The sequence below is a fragment of the Streptomyces sp. NPDC059861 genome (genome assembly GCF_042731435.1).
Classification (GTDB): Bacteria; Actinomycetota; Actinomycetes; order Streptomycetales; family Streptomycetaceae; genus Streptomyces.
The window spans coordinates 63,338-76,661 of record NZ_JBHWJQ010000030.1; the positions used below are offsets into that span (position 1 = coordinate 63,338).

The window sequence follows — 13,324 nt, forward strand, 5'->3', positions numbered from 1 at the left end:
GCCGGGGTTGGTGACCGGGTTGCCGTGTGGTGTGCCGTGCCGGACTGCGAGGCCGTGAACGCCGGGCAGTCGAGCGGCAGTCGGACGGTGCCGTTCGTCCGGCCGGTGAGTGAGGGCGCGGACATCGCAGGTGGGGATGACCAGCCGTATGCGGAGAGCGCGAGACCAACTTGTCGCCGCGCAGCGACGGGGGGTGCCCCAGAACGGGAGGACAGGGAGCCGTGGCAGTGACCGAGGGGATCCCGCGCCGGCAGCCGGCGCGCGAGCCGGCTGCGCGGACCTACCCACGCGCCCTGCCGATCGTGCCGGTACGCGCCCGCGGTCTGACCGTCGAGGGCGCGGACGGACGCCGCTACCTGGACTGCCTCTCGGGCGCCGGCACCCTCCCCCTCGGCCACAATCACCCCGTCGTACTCGAAGCGATCCGCAAGGTCCTCGACTCGGGCGCCCCCCTCAACGTCCCTGACCTGGCCACGCCCGTCGAGGACGCCTTCGTGACAGAACTGAGGCGCACCCTGCCGCCCCGACTCGCCGAGCACGCCCGCGTGCAGTTCTGCGGCCCGTCGGCAACGGAAGCGGTCGAGACCGCCGTCGCGCTCGTACGCGCCGCGACCGGACGCTCCGGCGTCGTCGCCTTGACGAGCACCGAGCACAGGACGCCGCTGGCCATGGCGGGGACCTCCGGCATGTCCGCCCCGTCTCCTGATGCCTGCCCGACCTCTCCGCCCGGCCCTCGCTGCGCTTTCGGGACCGCCGACGCCGACGGCACTGAACTGGCAGCCCACTGGACCGAGGCGGCCCTCGCGCCCTCGCCCGGGGTGAGCGGCCCCGCGGGAATGCTTGTCGAACCCGTCCACGGCGACTGCGGAGTGATCCCCGCGCCCGACGCCTGGATGCGAGCGACACGGCAGCTCACCGCCGCCCGCTCCATCCCCCTGATCGTCGACGAGACGCGGACGGGCGTCGGCAGGACCGGTGCCTTCTGGGCCGTCGAGCACAGTGGGGTCACGCCCGACGTGATGATCCTTTCCGAGGCCATCGGCGGCAGTCTTCCGCTGGCCGCGGTGATCCACCACAACGACCTCCCGCTCGGCCGGCACATCGCCCCGGCCGGACCCTTCCGCGGCAACCAACTCGCTCTCGCCGCAGGCACCGCGACCCTCGCCCACGTCCGCGATCACCGCCTCGCCGAGCGAGCAGCGACCATCGGCTCCCAGATGCTGTTCCGACTCCGTCTGCTGGCGCGCGAATTCCCCTGCATCGGCGAGGTGCGCGGACGGGGGCTGATGATCGGCATCGAGCTGGTGGAAGGTCGGGAAGCGGTGCATGCCCGTGCCGTGGGGGATGACGCCGGAACGCCGGGGCCCGACACCGCGGTCGGTCCTCAACCGAGCCTAGAGGCAGGCACCCACCCCGAGTGTCCAGCAGCCCCCGGCCTCGCCGCCGCCGTTCAGCGGGAGTGCCTCCGGCGTGGCCTGATCGTCGGAATCGCCCCTGGCCAGCCGAACGTCGTACGGCTGCTCCCACCGCTCACCATCAGCGACGAACAGGCCTCCGCTGTACTCGACCGTCTGGCCGACGCCCTGGCGGCGGCGTCCCGAACTCACCCCGGTGAGGGCGCCGGCCCGTCGCGCCGCTCGGATCGCCGTCCCTACGGCCACGCGAAGAAGGGCGGCGACGCCGATCGCGGCGGCCGAGGCGGCAACGGCGGCCAAGCCGGAAACGGCGGCGACGCGCACCGCGGCGGCCACGCCGGAAAGGGCGGCCATGGCGGCAAGGGCGGCCACGGCGACGAGGGGGGCCATGGCGACGAGGGCGACCACGCTCACTGCGGCGACCGCACCGCCCGCACCGACCCCGGGGCCATCGCCGTCTCTGACGCCCGCGTCGGCACCACCAGCACCGAACGCACCACCGGCACCGATCGCACCGCCCCGGCTGCCATCGCCGTCTCCGACGCCCGCGTCGGCACCACCCACGCCGACCATGCCGATCGCACCGCCCGCACCGACCGGTCGCGATAAGGGGAGCGCGGATGCAGATCTCCCCCAAACGCCACGACGCGCGCTGTCGTCGGAGCCAGATCGACCCCCCGAGGAACCGTCTTGACCACCGCCCCCACACCTGACGGCCGTCTCCGCACCCCCGCGCAACGCCGCTGCGGGTCCGAGACCGCGCCCGTACCCACGACCGCGACCGTCCCGGCACAGCAGCGACTTCGGCGGGAGGCGGACCCCCCGAACGGCACCGCCACCGACCTCCTGGACCACGCCGACGCCCATACCGCGGCCGAGGCCGCCGCCGTGGAGAACCTGCTGCGCTGCTGGGTACGCGAGACCGACCTCCCGGCCCCTGACCATGGCACCCTCCACATCCCACTCCCTTCCAGCGGCACCGCTCTGCTGATCCCCGTGCACTACTGGTCCCGCACGGGCTTGCACCGCTTCGGCCTGCCCCATCTGGCCAACGCACCGGAGGCAGCCCCACCCCTCGACGCGGTCACCGTCGCCGCACTGCTGGCCCGGGAGACGCCTGGGAGCCTGGACGCGAACGCGCCCGGACGCCGCGAAGGCACCGACCTCGTCGCGCGCGTCGCCGACTCCGTCCGCCGCGTCGCCACCTTCATCGGCGAGCGCAGACAGCTCCCCGCGGAGGCGGATCGCTTCCTGGCAGCCGAGCAGGCGCTGCTGCTCGGGCACCCCCTGCACCCGACCCCGAAGAGCCGCGAAGGCATCACCGAGGCCGAAGCGCGCCTCTGGTCACCTGAGTTGCGCGGTTCCTTTCCTCTGCACTGGATGGCTGTCGCCCCCTCCGTACTCGCCACCGACTCCGCCTGGACGGAACGCGGCCGCGCCGTGCCCGCAGCCCGGCTCACCGCTCACCTGGCCGGTGTCGACCTGCCCCTTCCCGACGGCTGCACCGCCCTTCCCCTGCACCCCCGGCAGATGCGCGAACTCCGGCACCGCAGCGATGTCGCCGCACTGCTCGACGCCGGACTCCTCCGGGACCTCGGGGCACACGGCCCCGCCTGGCAACCCACCTCCTCCGTCCGAACCGTCTACAGGCCCCACGCCCCCGCCATGCTCAAGCTGTCCCTGGGCCTGCACATCACCAACTCCCGTCGTGAGAACCTCCGCAAGGAACTGCACCGCGGCGTCGAGGCCCACCGTCTGCTGCGCACCGGGCTGGCCCAGCAGTGGCAAGCCGTCCACCCCGGCTTCGACGTCGTCCGCGACCCGGCCTGGCTCGCCGTCGACGGACCGGACGGCAGCCCCGTGCCCGGACTCGACGTGATGATCCGGCACAACCCGTTCGCGCCCACGGACGACGTCGCCTGCCTCGCCGGGCTCACGGCTCCCCGCCCGCACATCCAGCCGTGCCCGTCCGCCAGCCGCTCGCACCCCGAGCGCGTGCAGCACGCCGACCACCCGGTGCCTGCCGACCACCCGGTGCAGACCGATCACCCGGCGCACACCGACCACTCGCAGCGCCCCGACCGGCCGTCGCACCGGTCCCGGCTGGCAGACATCGTCACCCAGCTCGTCGGCCGGACAGGCCGTCCGCGCGGAGCCGTGGCCGCCGAGTGGTTCCTGCGCTACCTCGAGCAGGTCGTCCGTCCCGTCCTCTGGCTGGACGGTGAGGCCGGGATCGCCCTGGAGGCCCACCAGCAGAACACGCTGGTCCTGCTGGACAGTGAAGGCTGGCCTGCCGGTGGCCGTTACCGCGACAACCAGGGTTTCTACTTCCGCGAGTCCCGGCGCGCGGAGCTCGCCTCCCGGCTCCCGGGCATCGGCGAGCGCAGCGACACCTTCGTGGCCGACGAGGTCGCCGACGAACGCTTCGCCTACTACGTGGCGATCAACAACGTGTTCGGCCTCATCGGTGCGTTCGGATCGCAGCATCTGGCTGATGAACGGCTGCTGCTCGCTGCCTTCCGCCGCTTCCTCGAACGCGCCGCCTCCGGTCCCGTCCGGCTGCGCACCTCGTTCCCCTCCCGCCTCCTGGACTCGTCCGTTCTGCGCTGCAAGGCCAACCTGCTGACCCGGTTGCACGGACTGGACGAACTCGCGGGCCCGGTGGACACCCAGTCCGTCTACGTCACCATCACCAACCCCCTCCATCCCTGATCAACGCCAACTGCCTTCATCCACAAGGAAGACGCCCCGACGCCGCCTTCTGAGAGGAGCCCCAAGTGCCTCCGACCGACGCGAGCACCGACGCCGCTAGCGCACCCCTCACCGACGGGAGTCCCGGCCCGGGCGAGGACAAGGACCCGCCTCAGGACACCGACGCCGAGGACACGCTGGACCTGCGTCTGCCCACCGAGTTCATCGCCTTCCTCGCCGGGCAGGAGCCCGAAGGGGACCGACCCGAGCCTGCCGCGGCACCACGGCTGACACCCGTACCGCCCGCCTCCGCAGACCTCCTCGACCAGGTCGGCGACTGGGGTCCGACCGACACACCCGCGGGCGCGTTCCAGCTCGTTCCTGTGCGCGTCGAGCGGGACCTGCCCCTCCTCGGCCGCTGGATGAACGATCCCGCCGTGGCCGCGTTCTGGGAGCTGGACGGAACCCAGGACCTGACCGAGAAGCACCTGAACGCCCAGTTGGCGGGTGACGGACGCAGCGTCCCCTGTCTCGGTGTGCTGGACGGCACCCCGATAAGCTACTGGGAGATCTACCGGGCCGACCTCGACTCGCTGGCCCGCCATTACCCGGCTCGGCCCCACGACACAGGCATCCACATCCTCATCGGCGATATCGCCAGACGAGGACGAGGGCTGGGCGGCATCCTTCTCAGATCCGTCGCGGACCTTGTCCTCGACAAACGGCCCGCCTGCGCGCGCGTCGTAGCGGAACCCGACATTCGCAACACCCCCTCCGTGGCCGCCTTCCTCAGCGCCGGCTTCCGGTTCGCCGCCGAGGCCGACCTGCCTGCCAAACGGGCCGCCCTCATGGTGCGAGACCGGTCCCTGCGTCACCTGCTGTAGCGCTGTGCGACAGCATCATCACTTTTAGTACACCGCCCGCGGTGATTCGGTTCCACTCGATTTCTTTCGAGTTCGGCGAGGGCGTGCGGCGACACGGTCAATCGATCTTCTGTCGCTCCGATCAACCCAGGTCCGATCTCAGGCGATCCTCACCGATCCCATGCCGTACGCAACCGATCCGCCGACCATCCAGAACCCAGCCCGCACCCCGCCACCCATGGTCTTGATCCCACCTCCACCCCCACCGTGATCACCCCTTTGTCAGTGCCGCGCCGTAGGGTGGTCGAGCTATGACGAAGCCCTCACTCCCCGAACTCCTGCATGCCGCCGTCACAGCCGTCGGTGGTACGGAGCGCCCCGGCCAGGTGACCATGGCCGAATCCGTCGCGGAGGCTATCGACGACGGTTCTCATCTGCTGGTCCAGGCCGGCACCGGCACCGGCAAGTCGCTGGGCTATCTGGTGCCCGCGCTCGCACACGGCGAGCGGGTCGTCGTAGCGACCGCCACCCTGGCGCTGCAGCGCCAGCTGGTGGAGCGGGACCTGCCGCGCACGGTCGAGGCCCTGCACCCGCTGCTGCGCCGCCGCCCGGAGTTCGCGATGCTGAAGGGCCGGTCGAACTACCTGTGTCTGCACCGCCTGCACGAGGGCGTTCCGCAGGACGAGGAGGAGGGTCTCTTCGACCAGTTCGAGGCGGCCGCACCCACCAGCAAGCTGGGCCAGGACCTGCTGCGATTGCGGGACTGGTCGGACGAGACCGAGACCGGCGACCGCGACGACCTCACGCCGGGCGTGTCGGACCGCGCGTGGGCCCAGGTGTCGGTCTCGTCGCGGGAGTGCCTGGGCGCCTCGAAGTGCGCGTACGGCGCCGAGTGCTTCGCGGAGATGGCCCGGGAGCGTGCCAAGCTGTCCGACGTCGTCGTCACCAATCACGCCCTGCTCGCCATCGACGCCATCGAGGGTGCCCCGGTCCTTCCGCAGCACGAGGTGCTGATCGTGGACGAGGCGCACGAGCTGGTCTCCCGGGTCACCGGCGTCGCCACCGGCGAGCTGACCCCCGGCCAGGTCAACCGCGCCGTGCGGCGCGCCGCGAAGCTGGTCAACGAGAAGGCCGCCGACCAGCTCCAGACTGCCGCCGAGGGCTTCGAGCGGCTGATGGAGCTGGCCCTGCCTGGTCGGCTCGAAGAAATCCCGGAGGATCTCGGCTACGCGCTGACGGCACTGCGCGACGCCTGCCGTACGGTCATCTCCGCGATCGGCGCGACCCGCGACAAGTCCGTCCAGGACGAGGACGCGGTCCGCAAGCAGGCACTGGCCTCCGTGGAGACGGTGCACGACGTGGCGGAGCGCATCACGCACGGCTCGGAGTGGGACGTCGTCTGGTACGAGCGCCACGACCGCTTCGGCGCCTCTCTCCGCGTCGCCCCCATGTCGGTCTCGGGCCTGCTCCGGGAGAAGCTCTTCGCGGACCGCTCCGTGACGCTGACCTCCGCGACCCTGAAGCTCGGCGGCGACTTCAACGGCGTCGGGGCCTCTCTGGGGCTCGCCCCCGAAGGCACCGAGGGGGACGACTTCCCGCAGTGGAAGGGGGTCGACGTGGGCTCGCCGTTCGACTACCCGAGGCAGGGCATCCTCTACGTCGCCAAGCATCTGTCCCGCCCCGCGCGGGACGGCGATCGCGCGGACATGCTCGATGAGCTGACGGAGCTGATCCAGGCGGCGGGCGGGCGCACCCTCGGCCTGTTCTCCTCGATGCGGGGCGCCCAACTGGCCGCCGAGGAACTGCGTACGCGCATCCCCGGGTTCCCGATCCTCCTCCAGGGCGAGGAGACCCTCGGCGAGCTGATCAAGAACTTCGCGGCGGACCCGAAGACATGCCTCTTCGGCACGTTGTCGCTCTGGCAGGGCGTCGACGTGCCCGGCCCGAGCTGCCAGCTGGTCGTCATGGACAAGATCCCGTTCCCGCGCCCCGACGACCCGCTGATGAGCGCCCGCCAGAAGGCGGTGGAGGACGCCGGCGGCAACGGCTTCATGGCGGTGGCCGCCACCCACGCGGCGCTGCTGATGGCCCAGGGCGCCGGTCGCCTCGTACGGGCCTCGGGGGACCGCGGGGTGGTCGCCGTACTCGACCAGCGCCTGGCCACCGCTCGCTACGGGAGTTATCTGAAGGCGTCACTGCCCGACTTCTGGTACACCACGGACCGTAATCAGGTCCGGAAGTCTCTGGCCGCCATCGACGCCGTGGCGAAGAAGGTGGAAGCAGAGCCGGCCACGTAGGCGGGGCGCGGTCTGCACAAGCGCGCGGGGTGCGGTCGGCGAGTAGGCGAAAGTCCGGTGAAACGCGGGTCGGCCCGGCGCGCGATGCTCCAGGCCGCCCCGCCTCTTGCCGGCCTTCGGCCGGACTTTGGACGACCTTCGGTCTACCTTGCCGGTCTTCGGCCGGACTCCGGACGACCTTCGGTCTACCGGAATGCGACCGGACGGCCTCTCGGCCCCGGCGGTAGGTGCGCCGGACAGCACAGGACCCCGGAACCGGCGCAGGGGTCCCGGGGCCCGGTCAAGGGAGGGCGGTCCTGGCAGGGCCGCCCGCAGCGAGCGTCACACCCGCCGCAGAACAGCGACCACCTTGCCGAGGATCGTCGCGTCGTCGCCCGGAATCGGCTCGTAGGCGGAGTTGTGGGGCAGCAACCAGACGTGCCCGTCCTCGCGCTTGAAGCGCTTGACGGTGGCCTCGCCGTCGAGCATCGCGGCCACGATGTCACCGTTCTCCGCGACCGGCTGGCGGCGGACGGTGACCCAGTCGCCGTCGCAGATCGCGGCCTCGATCATCGAGTCACCGACGACCTTCAGCACGAACAGCTCACCGTCACCGACGAGCTGCCGGGGGAGCGGGAAGACGTCCTCCACCGACTCCTCGGCGAGGATCGGGCCACCGGCGGCGATGCGGCCGACCAGCGGGACGTACGACGCGGCGGGCTTGCCCGCGGTGTCCGTGGGCTGCACGGACGCGGCCTGGTCGGAGCCGCGCACCTCGTATGCGCGCGGGCGGTGCGGGTCGCGGCGCAGGAAGCCCTTGCGCTCCAGTGCCATCAGCTGGTGCGCCACGGAGGACGTGCTGGACAGGCCGACCGCCTGGCCGATCTCGCGCATCGACGGCGGGTAGCCACGCCGCTGCACGGAGTCCCTGATGACCTCGATCACCCGGCGCTGCCGGTCGGTCAGCCCGGAGCTGTCCGCCCGGATGCCTGGAGGTCGGCCCGGCAGGGAGCGCTTGTGCGCCTCTGGGTTCGTGGCTTCGTTCATCGCATGCACCGGCTCGAGTCGGCCCTGGGAGCGGTCCTGGGCAGTGATGGTGGCACTGTCTGCGGTGGTGGTCACGTCGGCCCCTCTCGATGGTCTCCCTGCAGCACAACGGTAGTTGCTTTCGAAAGGTTGCGCCAAACACACGTTCGAGTGAAAAAGTGCGAATCACCGGACGTGATCTCGTGCCTGGATGTAATGGCTAACGCGGTGTCCCACGGACAAAAGCGCCCGTTGTCGTACCCTCCACCGCCGGGATGACCCTCGTGAAGTGCGGCCCAGTCTGCCATCCGGGGCCCCGCCGGTCGGGCACCGACCCCTTTCCGCGTGGGAAGTCGTACGTCTTCTCCCTGTGGCGCCCACGGTATCTCCCCACCTGCGACCGCGATACGGCCGTGCGCCCAGGTGACCGGTGTGACGCACGCGCGCGTGGAGCTCGGTGGTGCCTCCATCGACACGCGAGCCTGGATGGATGTACGAGCCAATCCCCACATCTAGTGGTTGGATGGCTACAGCGGCCCAGAAGTTGTGGTCCCCCCGGTCTTGGCTCGCACGATCATCGCCTATGCTTGTGCTCGCTTCGAGGGGCCCAGGGGTCTGTTGAGGCTGTTGAGTCTGCTGTGAGGAGGGTTGGGAATCCATGCACTGCCCCTTCTGCAGGCACCCCGACAGCCGTGTGGTCGACAGTCGTACGACCGACGACGGCACGTCGATCCGCAGACGCCGCCAGTGCCCTGACTGCTCCCGTCGTTTCACGACCGTGGAGACGTGCTCGCTCATGGTGGTGAAGCGGTCCGGAGTCACCGAGCCCTTCAGTCGCACCAAGGTCATCAACGGCGTGCGCAAGGCATGCCAGGGGCGGCCTGTCACCGAGGACGCGCTCGCCCTGCTCGGCCAGCGGGTCGAGGAGGCGGTGCGGGCCACCGGGAGTGCCGAGCTGACCACCCACGACGTGGGGCTGGCCATACTCGGCCCGCTGCAGGAGCTCGATCTCGTCGCCTATCTGCGATTCGCCTCCGTCTACCGGGCGTTCGAGTCGCTGGAGGACTTCGAGGCGGCGATCGCGGAACTCAGGGAAAAGCCGGAACACCCCGCCGCGGACGACGAAGCCGGCGGCACGGGGAGCCAGGAAGACGACCGCGGGTCCGGAGGGGCAGCTCAGCTCCCCGAGCCCGCGCGCTCCGCCGACTGAACGGCGGGCCGGGCCTGGAGGCGGCATCCGGGCCGGCCGGTCGGCGGCGACCGAAGACCTGTTGCGGGCGGCAGTGAGAGGGCCCCGCAACACCAGACAGAACACCGTGCCACGGGAACATCGGGGCACTTCAGGGCGTTTTTGCCCGTAGAGGGAGGCGGCATGACAGAGACGGCGAGCGGTCCGGCACGGAGTTCCCGCGCCAAGGGCACCAAGGCGACCAAGGGACTGCGTATCGAGCGCATCCACACCACCCCCGGCGTACATCCGTACGACGAGGTGGCCTGGGAGCGCCGTGACGTCGTCATGACCAACTGGCGCGACGGCTCGATCAATTTCGAGCAGCGTGGCGTCGAGTTCCCCGACTTCTGGTCGGTGAACGCGGTCAACATCGTCACCAGCAAGTACTTCCGGGGTGCCGTGGGCACCCCGCAGCGCGAGACCGGTCTCAGGCAGCTGATCGACCGCATCGTGAAGACGTACCGGAAGGCCGGCGAGGACTACAACTACTTCGCCTCGCCCGCCGACGCCGAGATCTTCGAGCACGAGCTGGCCTACGCCCTCCTGCACCAGATCTTCAGCTTCAACAGCCCCGTCTGGTTCAACGTCGGCACTCCCCAGCCGCAGCAGGTCTCCGCCTGCTTCATCCTGTCCGTCGACGACTCCATGGAGTCGATCCTCGACTGGTACAAGGAAGAGGGCATGATCTTCAAGGGCGGCTCCGGAGCCGGCCTGAACCTCTCCCGCATCCGCTCCTCCAAGGAACTGCTCTCGTCCGGCGGCAACGCCTCCGGTCCGGTGTCCTTCATGCGCGGTGCCGACGCCTCCGCAGGAACGATCAAGTCCGGTGGCGCCACCCGCCGCGCCGCCAAGATGGTCATCCTCGACGTCGACCACCCCGACATCGAGGACTTCATCGAGACCAAGGTGAAGGAAGAGGAGAAGATCCGCGCCCTGCGCGACGCGGGCTTCGACATGGACCTGGGCGGCGACGACATCACGTCCGTCCAGTACCAGAACGCCAACAACTCGGTCCGTGTGAACGACGAGTTCATGAAGGCGGTCGAGCAGGGTGGCAAGTTCGGCCTCCGCGCGCGGATGACCGGCGAGGTCATCGAAGAGGTCGACGCCAAGTCCCTGTTCCGCAAGATGGCAGAGGCGGCCTGGGCCTGCGCCGACCCGGGCATCCAGTACGACGACACCATCAACCACTGGCACACGTGCCCGGAGTCCGGCCGCATCAACGGCTCTAACCCGTGCAGCGAGTACATGCACCTGGACAACACGTCCTGCAACCTCGCCTCGCTGAACCTGATGAAGTTCCTCAAGGACGACGGCAAGGGCAACCAGTCCTTCGAGGTCGAGCGCTTCGCCAAGGTCGTCGAGCTGGTCATCACCGCGATGGACATCTCCATCTGCTTCGCGGACTTCCCGACGCAGAAGATCGGCGAGAACACGCGCGCATTCCGTCAGCTCGGCATCGGCTACGCCAACCTCGGCGCCCTGCTGATGGCGACCGGCCACGCGTACGACTCCGACGGCGGCCGTGCCCTGGCCGGCGCCATCACCTCCCTGATGACCGGCACGTCGTACCGGCGCTCCGCCGAACTCGCCGCGGTCGTCGGCCCGTACGACGGCTACGCCCGCAACGCCCAGCCGCACCAGCGGGTCATGAAGCAGCACTCCGACGCCAACGGCAAGGCCGTCCGCATGGACGACCTGGACACGCCGATCTGGGCCGCCGCCACGGAGGCCTGGCAGGACGTGCTGCGCCTCGGCGAGAAGAACGGTTTCCGTAACTCCCAGGCGTCCGTCATCGCCCCCACCGGCACCATCGGTCTCGCGATGTCCTGCGACACCACCGGCCTCGAGCCCGACCTCGCCCTGGTCAAGTTCAAGAAGCTGGTCGGCGGCGGCTCGATGCAGATCGTCAACGGCACCGTCCCGCAGGCCCTGCGCCGCCTGGGCTACCAGGAGGAGCAGATCGAGGCGATCGTCGCCCACATCGCCGAGCACGGCAATGTGATCGACGCTCCGGGCCTCAAGCACGAGCACTACGAGGTGTTCGACTGCGCCATGGGCGAGCGCTCCATCTCCGCGATGGGTCACGTCCGGATGATGGCCGCGATCCAGCCCTGGATCTCCGGCGCGCTGTCCAAGACGGTCAATCTGCCGGAGACGGCGACCGTCGAGGACGTCGAAGAGGTCTACTTCGAGGCCTGGAAGATGGGCGTCAAGGCGCTCGCCATCTACCGCGACAACTGCAAGGTCGGCCAGCCCCTCTCCGCCAAGACCAAGGAGAAGGAGAAGACCGAGATCACGGAGAAGGCCGAGGCCACCATCCGCGAGACGGTCGAGAAGGTCGTCGAGTACCGCCCGGTCCGCAAGCGCCTGCCGAAGGGACGTCCCGGTATCACCACGTCCTTCACCGTCGGCGGCGCCGAGGGCTACATGACGGCCAACTCCTACCCGGACGACGGTCTCGGCGAGGTCTTCCTGAAGATGTCCAAGCAGGGCTCGACCCTCGCGGGCATGATGGACGCCTTCTCGATCGCCGTCTCGGTGGGCCTGCAGTACGGCGTGCCGCTGGAGACGTACGTCTCGAAGTTCACGAACATGCGCTTCGAGCCGGCGGGTATGACCGACGACCCCGACGTCCGCATGGCCCAGTCGATCGTCGACTACATCTTCCGCCGCCTGGCGCTGGACTTCCTGCCGTTCGAGACGCGTTCCGCGCTCGGCATCCACTCCGCCGAGGAGCGTCAGCGGCACCTGGAGACCGGTTCGTACGAGCCGTCGGACGAGGACGTGGACGTCGAGGGCCTGGCCCAGTCGGCGCCGCGCGCTCAGGAACTCAAGGCCGTCGCCATGCCGAAGGCCGAGGTCGAGGCGGCCAAGCCCGCCCCGCAGCAGGCCCACACCAGCGCCGAGCTGGTGGAGATGCAGCTGGGCATCCAGGCCGACGCCCCGCTGTGCTTCTCCTGCGGCACGAAGATGCAGCGCGCCGGCTCCTGCTACATCTGCGAGGGCTGCGGCTCGACGAGCGGCTGCAGCTGACGCCTGACAAATAGTCCCTGAGAACGAGGGGTGTCGGCTCTGTGCCGGCGCCCCTCGTTGTCGTATGCGCTCAGGTCTGTGCTCGACGGCAGCCGTGCCGCTGGGGTGGCACGTGATGCGGAGGCGGCGTGTGGTCAGGGCTGGTGCGGGCGGCCCATCGAGCTGGTGAAGCTGGTGGGATCGTCCTCGAAACCGTGGACGCCGGAGTGGAAGTCCCATGCCCCGGAGTCGCTGCGGACGAACTCCGCGACCCTGGCCGCCGTGGAGCCGGGGACGCTGCCGAAGTCGTCCGTGGCGAGGTCCGTGTAGCCCTCGCGGATGCGCAGGGACGGTTTGACGACGCTGACGAACGTGCGCCGGTCGGGGCGCTGCTGGATGATGACCCCGACCACCACGCGCGCGTAGCGGGGGTCCAGCCGGTCGAGTTCCACCGTCAGGACCTCGTCCCACCCGAAGCCCTTGCCGTCCTTGCTGTCCCGGTTGAGCGTGATGGTGCCGTCGGGGGAGCGGCTGTCGAAGTGGACCATGTAGGCGGGATCGCCGTAGGGATCACTTGCCAGGTAGGTGGCGGCCACTATGTCCAGATCGGTCGGCGGCTGCCCCGCCGCACTCGGGTCCCATTTGACCGCGATCTCGACCTTGCGGATCCCCTTGCTGATGCCGCTCATCGGACGTCGTCCCCCTTCCCATGCGCCCGCAGCCCGAACTGCCGGGCGATCCACGCCGGTTGTCCATCCTGCCACGCGCACGGGTGGGCGTGCGCGAGTGCGCCGCGTCCGAACGTGA

Annotated in this window: 8 protein-coding genes; 6 read left to right on the forward strand and 2 right to left on the reverse strand. The window is 70.0% G+C overall.

The window, feature by feature from the left end; all coding sequences use genetic code 11:
• Positions 1-221: 221 nt before the first annotated feature.
• From ACFV6X_RS24685 to ACFV6X_RS24700, 4 genes are all read left to right on the forward strand, one after another.
• Complete coding sequence (locus ACFV6X_RS24685; protein ID WP_385386818.1) at positions 222-2,024, forward strand: aminotransferase class III-fold pyridoxal phosphate-dependent enzyme; 1,803 nt, start codon at positions 222-224, stop codon at positions 2,022-2,024.
• Between the two features lie 81 nt (positions 2,025-2,105).
• A complete protein-coding gene (locus ACFV6X_RS24690) occupies positions 2,106-4,127 on the forward strand; it encodes an IucA/IucC family protein (protein WP_385386820.1) in 2,022 nt (673 codons plus the stop codon).
• A gap of 65 nt (positions 4,128-4,192) precedes the next feature.
• The gene (locus ACFV6X_RS24695; protein ID WP_385386822.1) at positions 4,193-4,990 is read left to right on the forward strand and encodes a GNAT family N-acetyltransferase; all 798 of its coding nucleotides are present in this window, start codon (positions 4,193-4,195) and stop codon (positions 4,988-4,990) included.
• A 290-nt stretch (positions 4,991-5,280) separates the two neighbouring features.
• Positions 5,281-7,266: an ATP-dependent DNA helicase gene (locus ACFV6X_RS24700; RefSeq protein ID WP_385386824.1), complete on the forward strand. Its 1,986-nt coding sequence runs from the start codon at positions 5,281-5,283 to the stop codon at positions 7,264-7,266.
• Positions 7,267-7,587: 321 nt separating this feature from the next.
• On the opposite strand, the gene lexA is transcribed toward ACFV6X_RS24700, so the two are convergent.
• Positions 7,588-8,367, reverse strand: coding sequence for a transcriptional repressor LexA (gene lexA / locus ACFV6X_RS24705; protein WP_385386826.1), 780 nt, complete (start codon positions 8,365-8,367; stop codon positions 7,588-7,590).
• Between the two features lie 562 nt (positions 8,368-8,929).
• Here lexA and nrdR point away from each other — a divergent pair.
• Both nrdR and ACFV6X_RS24715 read left to right on the forward strand, forming a co-directional pair.
• Positions 8,930-9,481: a transcriptional regulator NrdR gene (nrdR, locus tag ACFV6X_RS24710; RefSeq protein WP_385386828.1), complete on the forward strand. Its 552-nt coding sequence runs from the start codon at positions 8,930-8,932 to the stop codon at positions 9,479-9,481.
• Positions 9,482-9,643: 162 nt separating this feature from the next.
• A complete protein-coding gene (locus ACFV6X_RS24715) occupies positions 9,644-12,538 on the forward strand; it encodes a vitamin B12-dependent ribonucleotide reductase (RefSeq protein WP_385386830.1) in 2,895 nt (964 codons plus the stop codon).
• A 134-nt stretch (positions 12,539-12,672) separates the two neighbouring features.
• Here the strand turns inward: ACFV6X_RS24715 and ACFV6X_RS24720 are convergent, their stop codons facing one another.
• Positions 12,673-13,206: a TerD family protein gene (locus ACFV6X_RS24720; protein WP_385386832.1), complete on the reverse strand. Its 534-nt coding sequence runs from the start codon at positions 13,204-13,206 to the stop codon at positions 12,673-12,675.
• Positions 13,207-13,324 lie beyond the last annotated feature (118 nt).